This window comes from Antarctobacter sp. (assembly GCF_034670325.1).
Lineage (GTDB): Bacteria > Pseudomonadota > Alphaproteobacteria > Rhodobacterales > Rhodobacteraceae > Antarctobacter.
In genome coordinates, this window is sequence record NZ_JAXMNR010000001.1 from 151,763 (window position 1) to 169,128 (window position 17,366).

General features: G+C 64.1%; 17 protein-coding genes. 8 read left to right on the forward strand and 9 right to left on the reverse strand.

The annotated features are described in order from the left end of the window. Both recR and VOI21_RS00760 read left to right on the forward strand, forming a co-directional pair. Complete coding sequence (recR, locus tag VOI21_RS00755) at positions 1–600, forward strand: recombination mediator RecR (protein ID WP_323766711.1); 600 nt, start codon at positions 1–3, stop codon at positions 598–600. Positions 601–705: 105 nt separating this feature from the next. Then, positions 706–1,641, forward strand: coding sequence for an autotransporter outer membrane beta-barrel domain-containing protein (locus VOI21_RS00760; RefSeq protein WP_323766713.1), 936 nt, complete (start codon positions 706–708; stop codon positions 1,639–1,641). Between the two features lie 67 nt (positions 1,642–1,708). Here VOI21_RS00760 and VOI21_RS00765 read toward each other — a convergent pair whose 3' ends face one another. Together VOI21_RS00765 and VOI21_RS00770 are read right to left on the reverse strand one after the other, a co-directional pair. Next, positions 1,709–2,206 carry an ATP-binding protein gene (locus VOI21_RS00765; protein ID WP_323766715.1) on the reverse strand — a complete coding sequence of 166 codons (498 nt, stop codon included), beginning with the start codon at positions 2,204–2,206 and terminating at the stop codon, positions 1,709–1,711. Between the two features lie 381 nt (positions 2,207–2,587). Beyond that, positions 2,588–3,361: a DUF1013 domain-containing protein gene (locus VOI21_RS00770; RefSeq protein ID WP_323766717.1), complete on the reverse strand. Its 774-nt coding sequence runs from the start codon at positions 3,359–3,361 to the stop codon at positions 2,588–2,590. A gap of 160 nt (positions 3,362–3,521) precedes the next feature. Here VOI21_RS00770 and VOI21_RS00775 point away from each other — a divergent pair, with 160 nt between their 5' ends. Beyond that, on the forward strand, positions 3,522–4,157 hold the full coding sequence (locus VOI21_RS00775; RefSeq protein ID WP_323766718.1) for a ribonuclease T2: 636 nt from the start codon (positions 3,522–3,524) through the stop codon (positions 4,155–4,157). A gap of 238 nt (positions 4,158–4,395) precedes the next feature. Further along, the gene (locus VOI21_RS00780; protein WP_323766720.1) at positions 4,396–4,740 is read left to right on the forward strand and encodes an SH3 domain-containing protein; all 345 of its coding nucleotides are present in this window, start codon (positions 4,396–4,398) and stop codon (positions 4,738–4,740) included. 108 nt (positions 4,741–4,848) lie between these two features. Here the strand turns inward: VOI21_RS00780 and VOI21_RS00785 are convergent, their stop codons facing one another. Further along, a complete protein-coding gene (locus tag VOI21_RS00785) occupies positions 4,849–5,496 on the reverse strand; it encodes a sulfotransferase family 2 domain-containing protein (RefSeq protein ID WP_323766722.1) in 648 nt (215 codons plus the stop codon). Positions 5,497–5,604: 108 nt separating this feature from the next. Here VOI21_RS00785 and VOI21_RS00790 point away from each other — a divergent pair, with 108 nt between their 5' ends. The 3 genes from VOI21_RS00790 to VOI21_RS00800 all read left to right on the forward strand — a co-directional run bounded on the left by VOI21_RS00790 (position 5,605) and on the right by VOI21_RS00800 (position 8,756). Further along, the gene (locus VOI21_RS00790) at positions 5,605–7,233 is read left to right on the forward strand and encodes an AMP-binding protein (protein ID WP_323766724.1); all 1,629 of its coding nucleotides are present in this window, start codon (positions 5,605–5,607) and stop codon (positions 7,231–7,233) included. Positions 7,234–7,367: 134 nt separating this feature from the next. Continuing rightward, the gene (locus tag VOI21_RS00795) at positions 7,368–7,658 is read left to right on the forward strand and encodes a DUF1330 domain-containing protein (protein ID WP_323766726.1); all 291 of its coding nucleotides are present in this window, start codon (positions 7,368–7,370) and stop codon (positions 7,656–7,658) included. Positions 7,659–7,736: 78 nt separating this feature from the next. Next, a complete protein-coding gene (locus VOI21_RS00800; protein ID WP_323766728.1) occupies positions 7,737–8,756 on the forward strand; it encodes a hypothetical protein in 1,020 nt (339 codons plus the stop codon). A 54-nt stretch (positions 8,757–8,810) separates the two neighbouring features. Here the strand turns inward: VOI21_RS00800 and VOI21_RS00805 are convergent, their stop codons facing one another. The 6 genes from VOI21_RS00805 to VOI21_RS00830 all read right to left on the reverse strand — a co-directional run bounded on the left by VOI21_RS00805 (position 8,811) and on the right by VOI21_RS00830 (position 14,793). After that, positions 8,811–10,043: an SPOR domain-containing protein gene (locus tag VOI21_RS00805; RefSeq protein ID WP_323766730.1), complete on the reverse strand. Its 1,233-nt coding sequence runs from the start codon at positions 10,041–10,043 to the stop codon at positions 8,811–8,813. 185 nt (positions 10,044–10,228) lie between these two features. Beyond that, positions 10,229–10,861 carry a uracil phosphoribosyltransferase gene (gene upp / locus VOI21_RS00810; protein WP_323766732.1) on the reverse strand — a complete coding sequence of 211 codons (633 nt, stop codon included), beginning with the start codon at positions 10,859–10,861 and terminating at the stop codon, positions 10,229–10,231. Beyond that, on the reverse strand, positions 10,858–11,886 hold the full coding sequence (locus VOI21_RS00815) for an adenosine deaminase (protein ID WP_323766734.1): 1,029 nt from the start codon (positions 11,884–11,886) through the stop codon (positions 10,858–10,860). Before VOI21_RS00815 ends, upp begins: the two co-directional genes overlap by 4 nt. Next, on the reverse strand, positions 11,883–13,085 hold the full coding sequence (locus VOI21_RS00820) for a phosphopentomutase (RefSeq protein ID WP_323766736.1): 1,203 nt from the start codon (positions 13,083–13,085) through the stop codon (positions 11,883–11,885). Before VOI21_RS00820 ends, VOI21_RS00815 begins: the two co-directional genes overlap by 4 nt. Then, positions 13,085–14,377, reverse strand: coding sequence for a thymidine phosphorylase (locus tag VOI21_RS00825; RefSeq protein WP_323766738.1), 1,293 nt, complete (start codon positions 14,375–14,377; stop codon positions 13,085–13,087). Before VOI21_RS00825 ends, VOI21_RS00820 begins: the two co-directional genes overlap by 1 nt. After that, positions 14,377–14,793, reverse strand: coding sequence for a cytidine deaminase (locus tag VOI21_RS00830; RefSeq protein WP_323766740.1), 417 nt, complete (start codon positions 14,791–14,793; stop codon positions 14,377–14,379). Before VOI21_RS00830 ends, VOI21_RS00825 begins: the two co-directional genes overlap by 1 nt. Positions 14,794–15,018: 225 nt before the next feature. Here VOI21_RS00830 and VOI21_RS00835 point away from each other — a divergent pair, with 225 nt between their 5' ends. Next, the gene (locus VOI21_RS00835; RefSeq protein WP_323766742.1) at positions 15,019–17,298 is read left to right on the forward strand and encodes an NADP-dependent malic enzyme; all 2,280 of its coding nucleotides are present in this window, start codon (positions 15,019–15,021) and stop codon (positions 17,296–17,298) included. Positions 17,299–17,366 lie beyond the last annotated feature (68 nt).

Sequence of the window (17,366 nt, forward strand, 5' to 3'; positions counted from 1 at the left end):
ATGATCCGCAATTCCAACCCCATCGAAACGCTGATCGACCTCATGGCGCGGCTGCCCGGCCTTGGGCCGCGCTCTGCTCGCCGCGCGGTTTTGTACCTGATCCGCAAACGCGCGCTGCTGCTGGCTCCCTTGGCCGAGGCGATGACAGAAGTCGCCCGCAGCGCCCGCGAATGCCTGAACTGCGGAAATGTCGGCACCTCCGACATCTGCACGATCTGCGCCAACGAGGCCCGCGCCAACGGGCTGCTTTGTGTGGTCGAAGAGGTTGCCGACCTGTGGGCGATGGAACGCAGCGGCACCTTCAAGGGACGCTATCACGTGCTGGGCGGCACGCTGTCGGCATTGGACGGCGTCGGCCCCGAGGACCTGCGCATCCCGCAACTGATGCGCCGCATCGGGGCTGAGAACGTGACAGAGGTCATCCTTGCGTTAAACGCCACCATCGACGGTCAGACCACCGCGCATTACATCGCCGATCAGTTGGAGCCGCTGGGCATCACGCTCAGTTCGCTGGCACAGGGCGTGCCGATTGGCGGCGAACTGGACTACCTCGACGATGGCACCATCACCGCCGCGCTGAACGCCCGCAAACCGCTCTGAACCGTTGCCACCCTGCCGCATTTCGGCATTTGTGGAAGGCGGGTTCTGGTTTAACCGTTGGGGCATTCCTACCTGACGCGCATCTTTCCCTGATGGAATTGAGCCATGCCCCGGACATCCCCGCTTGCCCTTGCCGCCCTGCTTGTCAGCCTTGCGTCCCTCAGCGCCCAAGCCGCGCCCATCGACGAAGCGCCGATTTCCTCACCCGACCGGCTGTCGCGTGAGATCGGCATGGGCGTTGGCGGCACCGTGCTGGATTTCCAAACCGACCGCGGCCCGTGGCTGGGCACCTATGCCAACGGCGGCACCATTGCGCCGGACAGCGCGCAGGGGGCCGATTACGCAACCCGTGGCCTGTCGATCGGCTATGGACTGGGCTGGCACGGCCTGGCGCCCTTCATCGGCTATGCGCAGGGGCAAAGCGATCTGGACGATGGCGTGACGCAGACCCGCATCCGGTCCTATTTCATCGGCCTTGGCCTCAGCGGTGAGCGCGGGCGCTTTAGCTATGACGCCGCCCTGTATGCCGGGCGAACCCACAATAAGATCGAAAGCCCGGTGGCGCTAACGGGGGCTGCGGACTTTGACGGCCAGCTATTGGGCCTCAGCCTGCGGGGCGGCAGCCTGCTCTGGCAAAACCCGACAGCGAACTACGGCGTGGATCTGGTGGTTCAGGGCGACTTTGTGCGCCACACAACCGAAAGCCACCCGATCACCGGCGTCCCCGGCGGGCGTGTGTCCGAACGCACCACGACAAGCTCTGCGCTGCGATTGGAAATGGGCGTCCCGATGGAACGCAACGGCGCGTCCATCCGGCCTTACCTTGCACTGTCGGCCTTTGGCGGCACGCCGGACGACATCACCTTTTCCGTCGGCGGCATCAGCACCAGCTTTGACCCGGCGGACGTCAGCGGTGGCGGCGCGCTGTCGCTGGGCACCAGCTTTGTCACCGGCGACGGCGGGCTGAAAGGCCGGGTGGAACTGTCGCGCGATGCCGAGGGAGAGACCCTTTGGGGCCTGCGTCTGGGCATGGCGTTCTGAACCTGCAAATTCCAACAGGCCAATGCGTCACCGGCTGGGTCGACACCGCCCAGCCGCGCCGCACGGGCTATGTGACGCTGTCATGCACCACGATGTTGAACCCCTCTGCCGCGGTCGGGGCGACAAAATGCTTGGAAATCTGGCGGAACTGCTGTTCCGTCGCGGCAAACGGATGATCCCCTGCCGCGTTGCGTTCATGCAATCTGGCCAGACAGACATCATCCGGCACATCCAGCACGTGAAGGACGTGCCGCGCGTTTGTCTGCTCCAAGATGCCTCGCATCCATTGGCGCGCTTCAAGGGTGTTCGCCTGAAAATCCAGTACCACCGAAATTCCCGCATTGAGCAAGGACGCCACATGCGGCCCCACGACGCTCCGCAGCCTGGATGTACACCGGATATAGTCTGGAATCGTTGATAACTGATCTGCATACAAAGCGTTCAGCCATTCGTCTTCGGCCATAACAATCGTGTCGCCAGCGCGACCGAGTTCGGCGGATAACGTGGACTTTCCGGATGCGATTTTTCCGCACATCAAGTGCAAGACAGGCAGCGTTGAGGACATGAGTAACCCAGTGTTCGGCGTAATTTACGTGAATGACGTTCAGAGACGAATTTCCCGGCCCGGTTTCAGACCGGGACAGTAATTCGAATTAGGCGGCAAACGCCGGTGAACTGAACGTGGTTTCTCATGCTGTTTGAATGGCACGCAGGATCTCAAATGTCCATTGCAAGAGCGGACGTTGCCTTGCGCGACAGTGGCCGCAAATTCCCGCAGACCCTAAAAGAAACGCCCCCGCAGATTTCCGCAGGGGCGTTTGTCAATGACATGATCTGATCGCGACCCGCTCCGCCGACCTGAGCCACACATCCGGCCCCAGATCCGACAGGAGAACATGATGGCGACCGCCGCCTTCGATAGCGGCGCACCGCCTCGCAGCGCGGATCAGCTTTTCTTGTCGTCGTCCTCGTCTTCGTCGTCCTTGCCGCCTTCGGGCAGGTTGAAAAAGCTGTCGGCGTCCAGAAACTCGCTGTCGCTGCGGCGGTCTTCTTCGTCGTCATCGTCACCGCGCGGATCGGACAAGCTGAAGGTTTCCAGCCCCTCGATCGCGGACGGCAGGCGCGGCTCCGGCTCCATCCCAAGGCTCTGCTCGGTCGAGACCAGCTTGCGCCGTTCATCGTCGGTCATCACCGCTTGCATCGCCTTGGCCGCCTTGGCCACGGCCGCATCCAGTTCGGACTGTTTGCACAGGCCCAGAGCGACCGGATCAATCGGCTGCATCGCCTGAATGTTCCAGTGCGTGCGCTCACGGATGGTCTGGATCGTCGGCTTGGTGGTCCCGACCAGCTTGGCAATCTGGCTGTCAGCCAGTTCCGGGTGAAACTTCACCAGCCAGAGGATCGCGTTGGGGCGGTCCTGACGTTTGGACAACGGGGTATAACGCGGGCCGCGCCGCTTGTCCTCGTCGCGTGCAGCCGGGTTGTGCTTGACCTTCAGCCGGTACAACGAGTCCTTCTCGGCCTTGTCGATCTCGGCCTGATCCAGCTGGTTGTTGGTGATCGGGTCAAAGCCCTTGACCCCGACCGCCACATCGCCATCGGCGATGCCCTGAATTTCCAGCTCGTGGAATTCGGTGAAATCGGCGATCTGCTTGAAGGTCAGCGTGGTGTTGTCCACCAGCCAGACGGCGGTCGCCTTGGGGTGCAGCAGCTTGGACATCTCGTCATCATCTCCTTGGTCTTGCGGGACCCGCGTCCATGCCTCTTGCCAGACCCAGGGCCAGTCGGGGCCAAGGGCGGCTCCGGCGGGCGGAGCGGGTTACCGTTGTCGGGGAACTCGGCGCCTATATAGTGACGCCGTGTCCAAAGGGGAAGTAAAAATGCGTTTGCTGAGTGTTCTAGTGCTGGGAGCCGGTCTAATCGGGGGAATGTTGCGCGCCGATGGCGAGCGCGCCGGAGAGTTTGACTATTATGTCATGGCCCTTAGCTGGTCGCCGAACTGGTGCGCGCTGGAGGGCGACGCCCGCGATGCCGAACAATGCGAAACCGATGCCGGATGGCTGTTGCACGGGCTCTGGCCGCAGTACCATCGCGGCTGGCCGGCCTTCTGCAACACCACCGAACGCGCCCCCTCGCGGCGGATGACCGCCGAGATGGAGGACATCATGGGGTCCGGCGGGTTGGCCTGGCACCAGTGGAAGAAACACGGGGTCTGCTCGGGCCTGTCGGCGCGCCAATACTACGCCCTGTCGCGGAACGCCTACGGCGCGGTCACGCGCCCGGATGTCTTTCGCAAGCTGGACAAGACGGTCACATTGCCCGCCGAACTGGTCGAAGAGGCCTTCATCAAGGCAAACCCGACGCTGGAACCGGACATGATCACGATCACCTGCAAGGAGGGCCACATCCAAGAGGTGCGGATTTGCCTGTCGCGGGATCTGGACCCGGTGCCCTGCGGGCGCGACGTGGTGCGCGACTGCCAGATGACCGATGCCCGGTTCGAACCAATCCGGTAAAACCATCGCTTAAAATCAATAACTTGCAGACCCGTCAGTCGCAGACCTTGGGCATTTCCCGTGATGCCAGCGCCGCAGGTTTGAGTGTTTGAACAGAGAAGACACCGAAGCCCACGCGCCTTTGTCCGGGTGCTTGGCTGACCCATGTCAAAGACATGCGCCATGTTGAATGCGAATCTCATTTCGCGCCCAGACCCGATCCGGGACCGGCGCGCGAAGCTCGACAAGGGAGAGAGACATGACACGCATTCAGGCCCTCGCCGCCGCCGCCCTATTGGCCGTCGCCGCCCCACAGGTTCAGGCCGGGGATTGTACCGGCTGGGTGGTCGGCGTGCGCCCGATCAGCCAATACAACCACTATTCCGGGAACGGGTTTCTGGCCGTCCGCACGGGACCGAGTTCCAACTACCAGCAGATCGGAGAGCTGTATCTGGGTGATGAGATCGCCGTCTGGAACCGATCCGGCGGCTGGTATCAGGTGCAGTGTATGACGGGACGCTGCCAGAACCCGCTTTGGGGGGCCGCCAACCCCAATGGCTGGGTTTATGGCAAGTACCTCAATATCGGCGGCGTCTGCCCGTAACCCTCGCCCGACCCGGCCGGGTCTGCCTTGCGGCGGGGCCGGTCGGTCTTTTCGGTCTGCGATCCCCTGCCCCAAGGCCGCGCCTCCGCGCCTGCCAATTCGAATCGGTCAAAAGGCATAGCCGAACCGCGCGATATCCTCGGCGCAGGTCTCGGCGACGATCTCCTGTGTCTCGGGATCGTAATACCCCCGGTAATCCGCTGCCCGCTGCGATCTGTTTTCATGTGGCAGATCCGGGGCAAAGCCCAAATGATCCACCAGCGGCGCGATGTCCTGATCCAGATGCTCCAGTCGCAGGAAATGCCCGTGTTCATGGCCCGCCGCATCGCGCATGTAGCGCGCATAAGGCCATGCGCGCAGCGTGGCCTGCGTGTGCGGATGCCGCAGGAACCCGGCAAAATCATACGCCTTGGCATGGGATACGGCGGGGTGGTCAAACCCCTGATCGCGCAGCCAGTGGTAATAGCTGACCAGCCGGTCCCACGGATTGCGCACAAGGCAGAAACAGAACAGCGCGCCAATCTCATCCGGGGTCAGCGCCCCGTCCAGATCCGCCAGCGTCGCGTGTTTCCAGATCCGCCCCCGCGCCGTCTCCGCCAGCCGCTTGGCCCGCGCGCGACGGCGTTGCGCCTTGGGGGTGTCGCCGATGGGGATGTCGTCGCGATGCGCCCGCGCCTCCAGCGCCAGCGCCATCGAGGTGCCGCCGGTCTTGGGGATATGGACAAAGATGAAACGGCGACCGGGGGACAGGATCATGCCCACAGGTTAGCCGCGGCATGCGGCGAAATGAAACCCTCTTACAGGGCTTTTCTTGCGCAATACTCTTGCGCATAGTCGCCGCAACACGCGGAAAGGGAGGACCTCATGGGCTGGCTGGCAGACGAAACCGGACTGGGCAAGACAACAGCGAATTACACGCCCCTGACACCGCTCAGCTTTCTGCGCCGCGCCGCCGGGATCTGGCCCGATCATCTGGCCGTGGTCTACGGCCCGCACCGCAAGACTTACGCCCAATACATCGAACGGGTGACGCGGCTGGCCTCGGCCCTCGCGCGGTCGGGTGTGATGCCCGGCGACGTGGTCGCCACGATCCTGCCCAACATCCCGGCCCACGCAGAGGCGCATTTCGCCGTGCCCGCCTGCGGCGCGATCCTGAACGCGATCAACACCCGTCTGGATGTGACCACCGTCGCCTATATCCTAGACCACGGCGGCGCGAAACTCGTGCTCTGCGATCCGCAGTTCCTGCCCGTGCTGGCAGAGGCGCTGGACCTGATGGAGGGGGAACCGCCGATGGTGGTCGAGGTCGCCGACGATCACGCAGGCGTCCACGCCCATGGCCATTACACCAACTACGAGGCATTCCTTGAAACCGGCGACCCCGATTTCCCCTGGATCATGCCAGAGGATGAGTGGGAAAGCATCGCACTCAACTACACCTCCGGCACCACCGGGCGGCCAAAGGGTGTCGTCTATCACCACCGTGGCGCCTACCTGAACGCCATGGGCCAGATCGTCAGCTGGCGCATGGTGCTGCACCCCAAATACCTGACCATCGTGCCGCTGTTTCACTGCAACGGCTGGTGCCACACGTGGATGATGCCCGCGCTGGGCGGCACGATTGTCTGCTGCCGCGACATCACCGCGCCCGCCATCTTTGACGCCATCGCCGATGAGGGCGCAACCCATTTTGGCGGCGCGCCCATCGTCCTGAACATGCTGGTGAACGCCCCCGCCGACCAGAAACGCGACTTCGGCCATGTGGTCGAGGTGTTCACCGCAGGCGCGCCCCCGGCCCCGGCGACGCTGGCGAAAATCGAACCGATGGGCTTTAACGTGACGCAGGTCTACGGCCTGACAGAGGTCTACGGCCCCGCCACCGAATGCACATGGAAACCCGAGTGGGAGCCGCTTCAGGGCGACGCCCGCGCCGCGATCAAGGCCCGTCAGGGCGTGGCCATGCCCTTTATGGAAGAGGTCGCCGTGCATGACGAAGAAGGCCATGACATCCCCCGCGACAGCGACACCAAGGGCGAAATCATGTTCCGTGGCAACGGCGTCATGAAAGGATATTACAAGAACCCCAAGGCCACGACAGAGGCGTTTGCGCGCGGCTATTTCCACTCTGGCGACATCGCGGTCCAGCATCCCGACGGCTACGTCCAGATCGCCGACCGCGCCAAGGACATCATCATCTCGGGCGGTGAGAACATCTCATCGGTCGAGGTCGAAAGCTGCCTGATGGGCCACGATGCGGTGCTGCTCTGTGCGGTGGTCGCCAAGCCGGATGAGAAATGGGGAGAGGTGCCTTGCGCCTTTGTCGAACTCAAGGACGGGCATGAGGCGACAGAAGCCGAGATGATCGCCTTTGCCCGTGAAAGGCTGGCCGGGTTCAAGACCCCCAAAAAGGTGGTCTTTCAGGAACTGCCCAAGACCTCGACCGGCAAAATCCAGAAATTCGCCCTGCGCGAACAGGCCAAACGGCTGGAGTGACAGTCCGATCCACCCAAATCCAGCGGTGCGCCTCGATTGCAACGTGACTTTTGGTGACTGTGAATTAGGCTTTTTGTAACGGCTCTTGGCTGCATATTTACAGTAAAAGCGTAACCGCCCTCTTGGGAGTCGCTATGAGCGTCTATGTCATTGCCTGTCTGACGGTAAACCCCGACCATGATGACGATTACCAGACCTACATCAGCGCCGCCATGCCACTACTCGAAAAGGTCGGAGGCCAACTTTCTCAGCAGTTTCCGGTCGGTGACGTGGTGGTCGGGAAAAAAGTTGCGGAAACCATCATGGTGGTTGAATACCCGGATATTGCTGCCGTACACGCATTGTTCGAAAGTCAGGAATATCAGGCGCTGATCCCGGTTCGGGACCGCGCTTTTTCCACCTACAACATCAGCATCGTCAGCTGACGCGGTGCTTGTACGCTAGATTGCCCCGCCCTGCCCCGCATGATAGCGTTGCCAAAATGTGAGGCAGAGCAGCCCCCGATGACCGCCCTGAAACAGTTCGCACGTCTCGAAGCGACCGGCCTCTGGCGGGCCTCGCCGGAGGAACAGCGCCGCGAGGTGATCGTGTCGCTGGGAGAGGCGACGCTGACCCTGTCGGACATCAACGGCACCGCGCTGGCGCATTGGTCCTTGGGAGCGGTCAACCGCGCCAACGGCAAGGAGATTCCGGCGATCTATCACCCCGACAACGCACCGGGTGAGACGCTGGAACTGGCGGGTTCAGAAGCTCAGATGATCGAAGGCGTGGACCGGCTGTTGCGGGCGATCGACCGCCGCCGCCCCCGCCCCGGAAAGCTGCGGTTTCTGCTGACCGGCGGGCTGTTCGCGGCGCTGGTCGCGGGCGCGGTCTTTTGGTTGCCGGACGCACTGGAACGCTATGCGGTGACGGTGGTGCCGCCGGTCAAGCGGACAGAGATCGGCGGGCATCTTCTGCGCCACATCGAACGGGTTGCGGGCAAACCCTGCGCATCACGGGACGCGCGCGGCCCGCTGGACCGGTTTTCCGCGCGGCTGCTAGAGGGCGGCGGGCGCGTTGTCGTCCTGTCGGGTGGTGCCCGGCGCAGCGCACATCTGCCGGGCAGGATCGTCCTGCTCAGCCGCACCGTGGTCGAGGATTACGAGGATCCCGACGTCGCCGCCGGGTTTGTGCTATCGGAAACCGTGCGCGCCGGGGAAACCGATCCGCTCGCTGCGCTGCTGGATCATGCGGGGTTGGTGGCCAGCCTGCGCCTGCTGACGACCGGCGCATTGCCTGACAGCGCGCTGGCGGCCTATGCCGAACACCTGATGGCGATAGAGCCGGACCTGCCTGCCTCCGACGCGCTGATCGCCGCCTTTGCCCGGGCCGAGATCCGCAGCACGCCCTTTGCCTATGCGCTGGACATCACCGGAGAGCGCACGCTGGCGCTGATAGAGGCAGACCCGCGCAGCGGTCAGGACAGCCGTCAGGTCCTGACCGATGCCGATTGGGTCCGCCTGCAAGGCATCTGCAGCGGATAGCAGAACGCCCGCACGCGGGGGCGCACGGGCGGGGCTGTTTCGGGGGCGTTGTCCTTAGCGGATATAGGCCTGCGTATAGCCGGTGATGTGGACCCGGCGAAGCGCCATCTTCAACTGATCATGCGAGGCATAGGGTCCGACCCGCAGCAGCGACAGGTTCTTGTGGCTGCCCATGCGGACCGTCAGACCCGCCGATTGCAGCCGATGCGCGGCGGTGCGCGCCTTGTCGGCTGTGGTAAAGGCGCCGATCTCGATCCAGCGGCCAGTTGCGACCTTGGGTTGGCTCACGGCCTTGGGCGCATGGCCACGTGTTGTCACAACCGGCGTCAGCGGCAGCGGCGATTTTGAATGACCCACGACCACCGGCGGCTTGACCTCATGCCTGCGGACCTGCGTGACCAGCTTGCGCGGCACGGTGTTGGTCCAGACCTGCTGGGTGTCCTGATGCCCCTTCACGGTCTGCCATGCGCGGTAAGAGTTCAGCCGGTCGTCTTTCCATGCCGGGCTAAACCCCTCGGGCACGTAGGCCACCTGCGGATCATGCTGTTCCAGCACGTGTTTCGGCACGATGCGCGTCTCGGGCGGCAGGTTCAGGCTGCTGCCCTCCCAGCTGTTCTTGTTGTAATAGACGTTCTTGCCCGGAGCGGGCGCTTCGCCACGGCGAATGACGGTGGCATGCGGCGCGGTCTGCGGGCCGCAGCTTGCGCGCAGCTTCATGCCGTTCACAACGCGGAACGTCTCACCGTTGACGCAGGCATACCCGCCCTGCACCACCCTTTTGGGCACCACCTTGACCGGGGCTTTCGCCACCGGCGCGGCGGCGACGGGCACCCGGCGCACAACGCGCGGGGTTTGCGCGGTGACGGGTTTGGACGCGCGCACCACGGTGCGCTTGACCGTCTTCTTGGGCGCGGGTGCGGTGGTGGTCACCTGAACCCGCGCGGGTGCGACTGTCTTGACCGGCGGCGTTGTGGTGATCTGCACAGGTTTGGTTGTGGTCGGCACCGGCGCGGCAGGTGCGGCGACGGTTTTGGTGCCAAAGGTCGGCGTCTGACCGCACAGCTGCTGGCGCTGGCGCGACACCCGCGGCACCCATGTCACCGCCCCGTCAAAGCCCGCGCGCACATAGACGCAGCCGCGGTTATCGACGAACTGACTGCCAGTATAAGACGCCGGTGGAAAGTTGACCGGGACATCCCGGGCCGAGGATTGCGCGTCCACTGGCAGAGAAGAAATTCCGAATCCGGAAACCAGTAGTGCAAAAAAAGAGAACGTTTTCAAGGTCATGTCTGCCCCCACAGATGTGGCCTATAGAATACCCCTTCACAAAGCGTCCTGTAAAGCCTTGAAATTGTTAACGGCTTTGAGATGTCCACAACCGGGGTCGCGGAAAATCGGGTCATATACCCAGGATTGTCGCGGGCCGCGAAACACACGCGCTATGGGTGGCATCGCGACCGCCCCCATCCCCCTTATTTGGTGCCGAACATCCGGTCGCCTGCATCGCCCAGCCCCGGAACGATGTAGCCCTTTTCGTTCAGACGCTCATCCAGCGACGCGGTGATGACCGGAACATCCGGGTGCGCCTCTTCCATCCGCGCGACGCCTTCGGGCGCGGCCAGCAGGCACAGGAACCGAATGTCCTTGGCACCGGAAGCCTTGACCAGATCAATCGCGGCGGCCGACGAATTCCCGGTGGCCAGCATCGGGTCGACCACGATGGTCAGACGGTCGCCCATCTGCTCCGGCAGCTTGTTGTAATACTGAACCGGCTTCAGCGTCGCCTCGTCCCGGTACAACCCGATAAAGCCGACGCGCGCCGCCGGGATCAGTTCCAGAATGCCATCCATCAGCCCGTTGCCCGCCCGCAGGATCGACACCAGCGCCAGCTTTTTGCCCTCGATCACCGGGGCGTCCATCTCACACAGCGGCGTTTCAATGCGCTTGGTGGTCATCTGCATCTCGCGCGTGACCTCATAGGCCAAGAGCAAGCTGATTTCCCGCAGCAGCCGCCGGAAACTCGCGGTCGAGGTGTCCTTTTCCCGCATCAGGGTCAGCTTGTGCTGGACAAGGGGGTGATCGACGACGGTCAGGTGCTGGCTCATGTGCGGGGCTCCAGTTTTTTCAGGACCGCCTCACGCGTGGCCACATCGCAGAACGCGGCGTCGAGGGCGGTGCGGTTGATCTTTGCGAACACCTCTTCGTCCCAACGGTGCGCCTTGGCAAGGCCAAGGTACTCATCCGTCATGGTGGTGTGAAAGAACGGCGGGTCATCCGTGGACACCGTCACCTTGACACCCCGTTCGCGCAGCCGCTCGATCGGATGTTCTTTCAACGAGGGGAACACCCCCAGAAAGACGTTGGAGCCGGGGCAGACCTCCAGCGTGATCTCGCGCTCTATCAGCATGTCGACCACCGCCAGATCGCCGATGGCGCGGACCCCGTGGCCGATGCGTTCGACGCCCAGATCCTCAACCGCCTCGCGCACCTCTGACGGTCCCTGCCATTCGCCCGCATGGCTGGTCAGCCGCAGACCGGCCTCGCGCGCCATGTCGAAACTATAGGCAAAGTCGCGCTGGCGGCCCTGCTTTTCGTCGCCGCCCATGCCAAGGCCGACAATCCAGTCACCCGCCGTCTCGGCGGCGCAGCGCGCGGCGCGCTTGGCCTTTTCCGGGCCAAAATGGCGGATCGGGGTGACGATGCCGCGCAGGGTGATGCCCATGTCGCGCTCTGCCGCATCCGCCGCCTCGCGGATCGCGTGCAGGTATTCACGCCACGCCGTCACATCGCCGCCGCCACAGAAATCGGGGCTCAGGAAGGTCTCACTATAGACCACCCCGTTGCGCGCGCTTTCCTCCAGCAGGGCCGTGCAGAGACGGGCAAAATCCTCGGGCGTTTTCAGAACCGACGTCGCTGCCTCATAGACCTCAAGGAAGTGCCAGAAATCGCGGTAGGCGTATGAGCCGTCTTCTTTGAAGATCCCGCTGATATCGACATGCTTTTCCTTCGCCAAACCGCGGATAAAGGCAGGCGGCGCCGCGCCTTCGAAATGCAGATGCAATTCGACCTTGGGCAGGTTGGCGATGCGGTGCAGTTCTTCTTCGTCAGTGATCGGGTCGCGGTCTATCACAGGAAACTCCTTCCGGGGCCCTGCGCGGGCACCTCAAGATGCGCAGCGATCGAGGCGGCGACATCGGTAAACGCAATCCGCCCCAGACTGCCCGCGCCTTTGCCCGCGACCAACACGGGCACCCGTTCGCGGGTGTGGTCGGTGCCGATCCATGTCGGGTCATTGCCGTGGTCGGCGGTCAGCACCAGCATGTCGTCTTCGCGCAGGCGCGGCAGCAGCGCCGCCAGTTGCGCGTCGAACCATTCCAGATGCCGGGCATAGCCCGACACATTGCGGCGATGGCCATAGAGGCTGTCGAACTCGACAAAATTGGCAAAAGTCAGGCTGCCGGCCGCGGCCTCGTCGATCAGGTCGGACAGATGCCCCATCAGCGTGGCATCATCGCCTTTGCGCACCTCGTCGATGCCCGTCATGGAAAAGATGTCACCGATCTTGCCCACCGCATAGACCCGGCGACCGGCGTCCTGCACCCAGTTGGTCAGCACGGGATCGGGCGGCTGGATGGCATAGTCATGCCGGTTGCCGGTGCGGGTGAAATGCCCCGGCGTCCCCACAAAGGGGCGCGCGATTACACGGCCCACCTTCATCGCGTGCAGGGTGGGGGCCAGCGTCTCACACAGATCCAGCAGGCGTTGCAGGCCAAAGTGCTCCTCATGCGCGGCGATCTGGAACACGCTGTCCGCAGAGGTATAGCAAATCGGCTGGCCGGTACGGACATGCTCTGCTCCGTATTTGTCCAGCATCACGGTGCCGGAGCCGTGGCAATTGGCAAGAATACCGTCGACACCGGCAATCCGGCAGACCTCGGCGGTCACCTCCTCGGGAAAGGCAGGGGTGGTGTTCGGGAAATAGTGCCAGTCCCACGGCACCGGCAGCCCGGCCAGTTCCCAATGGCCCGAGGGCGTATCCTTGCCTTTGGACACCTCCGTTGCCGCGCCCCACAGGCCGGTGGTCGCCGTTCCACCGCCGCGCGCTCCGCCAGTGGCAAAGTCGGCGGCGTGATACAGGCCCAGCCCGTCGAGTGTCGGCAGGTGCAATGGCCCGCTGCGGCCGTCTTCGGCCTCCCCCCGCGCGCAGGCGTCAAAGATATGGCCCAGTGTGTCGGCCCCCGTGTCCGGCACCCCATCGTTGAAAAAGCGCGCCGCATCCGGCGCGCCGCCAATCCCGACCGAATCCATCACCACCAGAAAAGCGCGCATCAGCTGATCCTTTCCAGAACCAAGGGCACATTCGACGGGGCTTTGTCACCGATCCTGATTGCGCCCAGCACCGCCTGCGCGGCAGCGGCGGCCTGTTCCTCACGCGCCGCATGGACCCGCAGCAAGGGCTGGCCCTTGACCACCTTGTCGCCCAGTCGCACCACGTCGGAAAAGCCCACCGCCGGGTCCACCACATCGGTCTCGACCCGCCGCCCGCCGCCAAGGTCGATCACGGCCAACCCCAAAGCCTCGCCTTCGATCTGCACCACATAACCATCTTCCAGCGCGGGGACCTCAAGGATGACCGTCGCCTCCGGCAGGAACCGCCGCCAGTCGTCGACAAAGGACAGCGGCCCGCCCAGCGTATAAACCATCTTGCCGAACCGCTCGGCCGCCGCGCCAGAGGTGATCGCCTTTGTCAGCTTGGCCTCACCATCGGCAATCCCCGCCGTCGCCAGCAGTTCCGCCCCCAGCGCAATACTCAGATCCAGCAGCGGCCCCTTGGCCTGCCCGGTCAGCACCGCCATCGAGACATCGACCTCCAGCGCGTTGCCCAGTGCCGGGGCCAGCGGCTGCGTCATATCGGTGATCAGCGCGGTCGTGGGACACCCGGCAGCGTTTGCCGTGCTCACCAGCGCCTGCGCCAAGGCCCGCGACTCCTCGACCGTTTTCATAAACGCGCCAGAGCCGGTCTTGACGTCCAGCACCAGCGATTGCAGCCCGGCGGCCAGTTTCTTGGACAGGATCGACGCGGTGATCAGATCAAGGCTCTCGACCGTGCCGGTCACGTCGCGCACCGCATACAGCCGCTTGTCCGCAGGGGCGATATCGGCAGAGGCACTGACGATGGCGCAGCCCACATCCGCCACCACATGCCGCAGCAAAGCCTCATCCACCCCAACCGAATAGCCGGGGATCGCCTCCAGCTTGTCCAATGTGCCGCCGGTGTGGCCCAGCCCCCGGCCAGAGATCATCGGCACGTAGACCCCGCAGGCCGCCAAGGCCGGGGCCAGCACCAAAGAGGCGCAATCGCCCACACCTCCGGTGGAATGCTTGTCCACCACCGGCGCGTCCATGTCCCAGTCCAGCACCCGGCCCGAATCCCGCATCGCCAGCGTCAACGCCACGCGCCCCGCCTCTGACAACCCGCGCAGACAAACGCCCATGGCAAAGGCCCCGGCCTGTGCCGCGCTCACCGTGCCATCGGCCAACCCTTGCGCAAACCACGCCAGTTCCTTCGGCGCGGGTTCTTCGCCACGGCGCAGCTCTCCGATGATTCCGCGCGCGTCCATCAGGTGCGATCCATGTGCGAACTTCCAAAGGCACCGGGGAGCAGATCCGCCACCGTCACGGTTTCCTCACCGCCATCAACGGTTGCCATCGTTACCTCCACATCGCCCCGCGCAAATTCAAACAGCTTTTGCCGGCACCCGCCGCAGGGCGGCACGGGATGCGCGCTGTCAGCGATGACATAGGCGGCGACAATCTCTGTCTCGCCCGCCGCGACCATCGCCGCGATGGCCCCGGCCTCGGCGCAGGTGCCCTCGGGGTAGGCGACGTTTTCCACGTTGCAGCCGACGTAAACCGCACCAGAGGGCGCGCGCAGGGCTGCGCCGACCTTGAAATGCGAATAGGGTACATAGGCGTTCTCGCGCACCGCGCGGGCGGCAGCGGCAAGCTCGGCAAATTCGGAAGGGGAATTGGACATGGGGTGGGGCTTTCTCGATGAACGCGCCCCATGTTGCGGAGGCGGCCTGCGGAATGCAAGGGGCGGAGAGGGTCGAATGTTAGCGCGAAACAGCGACGAACCGCCGGGACGGGCCTCGGGATTTCGTTTTCAATCGCATCCTGAAACTGCTATCGGACGCGCGACTCTTGCCGTGGGAGACCGGGGTCGTTTAGCATTAAACAAACTCTTCGGGAGGGGCTCTTTATGACCGACACCACCAATGAATCGCTGCGCCAGGCGGCCCTGTTCTACCATGAGAACCCGCGCCCCGGTAAGCTGGAGATCCGCGCGACCAAGCCGCTGGCCAATGGCCGCGATCTCAGCCGCGCCTATTCCCCCGGCGTCGCCGAGGCCTGCCTGGAAATCAAGGCCGACCCGGCCAACGCCGCGCGCTACACCACCAAGGGCAACCTCGTGGCCGTGGTGACAAACGGCACTGCCGTTCTGGGCCTTGGCAACATCGGCGCATTGGCCTCCAAACCGGTGATGGAGGGCAAGGCCGTCCTGTTCAAGAAATTCGCCAACATCGACTGTTTCGACATCGAGGTGAACGAACCCGACCCCGAAAAACTGGCCGAGATCGTCTGCGCGCTGGAACCCACCTTTGGCGCCATCAACCTTGAGGACATCAAGGCCCCCGATTGCTTTATCGTGGAAAAAATCTGCCGCGAGCGGATGAACATTCCGGTCTTCCACGACGACCAGCACGGCACTGCTATCGTCGTCGGCGCGGCGGCCACCAACGCGCTGCATGTGGCGGGCAAGGACTGGGGCGATATCAAGGTGGTCAGCACCGGCGGGGGCGCCGCCGGCATCGCCTGCCTCAACATGCTGCTGAAGCTGGGCGTGAAACGCGAAAACATCTGGCTCTGCGACATTCACGGACTGGTCTTTGAGGGCCGGGCCGAGGACATGAACCCGCAAAAGGCCGCCTTTGCGCAGAAATCCGACCTGCGCACGCTAAACGATGTGATCGAGGGCGCGGACCTCTTCCTTGGCCTCTCCGGTCCCGGCGTGCTGAAACCCGAACAGGTCAGCCGCATGGCGACCCGTCCGATCATCTTTGCGCTGGCCAACCCGACGCCGGAAATCATGCCGGACCTTGCCCGCGAGGCCGCGCCGGACGCGATCATCGCCACCGGGCGCAGCGACTTCCCCAATCAGGTCAACAACGTCCTGTGTTTCCCCTTCATCTTCCGGGGCGCGCTGGACGTGGGCGCGACAGAGATCAACGACGCCATGCAGGTCGCCTGCGTTGAGGGCATCGCCGCCCTTGCCCGCGCCACCACCAGCGCCGAGGCCGCCGCCGCCTATCGCGGCGAGCACCTGACCTTTGGGGCTGATTACCTGATCCCCAAACCCTTTGACCCGCGCCTGTCGGGCATCGTGTCCTCCGCCGTGGCCCGCGCCGCGATGGAGTCTGGCGTCGCCCTGCGCCCGCTGGACGACCTGCAAGCCTACAAGCAAAAGCTCGACGCCTCGGTCTACAAATCCGCGCTGCTGATGCGCCCGGTGTTTCAGGCCGCCGCCACCGCCTCGCGCAAGATCGTCTTTGCCGAGGGAGAGGATGAGCGCGTGCTGCGCGCCGCACAGGCGATCCTTGAGGAAACCACCGAACAGCCGATCCTGATTGGCCGCCCCGACGTCATCGCCACCCGGTGTGAGCGTATGGGGCTGGAAATCCGCCCCGACCGCGACTTCAACATCGTCAACCCGGAGAACGATCCGCGCTACCGCGACTACTGGAGCAGCTACCATGAGATCATGGCGCGGCGAGGTGTGACCCCCGATCTGGCCCGCGCGATCATGCGCACCAACACCACCGCCATCGGCGCGATCATGGTCCACCGCGAAGAGGCCGACAGCCTGATCTGCGGCACCTTCGGCGAATATCTCTGGCACCTGAACTACATCCGTCAGGTGCTGGGTGACGCCAAACACCACCCGCAGGCGGCGCTCTCGCTGATGATCCTCGAAGACGGGCCGCTGTTCATTGCCGACACCCACGTCCACCAGCAGCCGACAGCCGAACAACTGGCCGAAACCGCCATCGGCGCGGCGCGGCACGTGCGCCGCTTTGGCATCGAGCCGAAGATCGCGCTCTGCTCACAATCGCAATTCGGCAACCAGCAATCCGACAGCGGGCTGCGCCTGCGCGACGCCATGCAGATCCTCGACGCCCGCGACTGCGACTTCTGCTACGAGGGTGAGATGAACGTGGACAGCGCGCTGGACGCGGAACTGCGCGAACGCCAGTTCCCCGGCAACCGTATGGAGGGCAGCGCCAACGTGCTGATCTTTGGCCACGCCGACGCCGCCTCGGCCACGCGCAACATCCTCAAGATGAAATCCGGCGGGCTAGAGGTCGGTCCGGTCCTGATGGGCATGGGCAACCGCGCCCATATCGTCACCCCCTCGATCACCGCGCGCGGGTTGCTGAACATGGCCGCCATCGCGGGCACACCGGTGGCGCACTACGGCTGACCCGGCACGAATAACGGCGGGCTTTGCGGCCCGCCGTTTGCAGTAAGGGGGCGCCGTTTGTGGCCGAA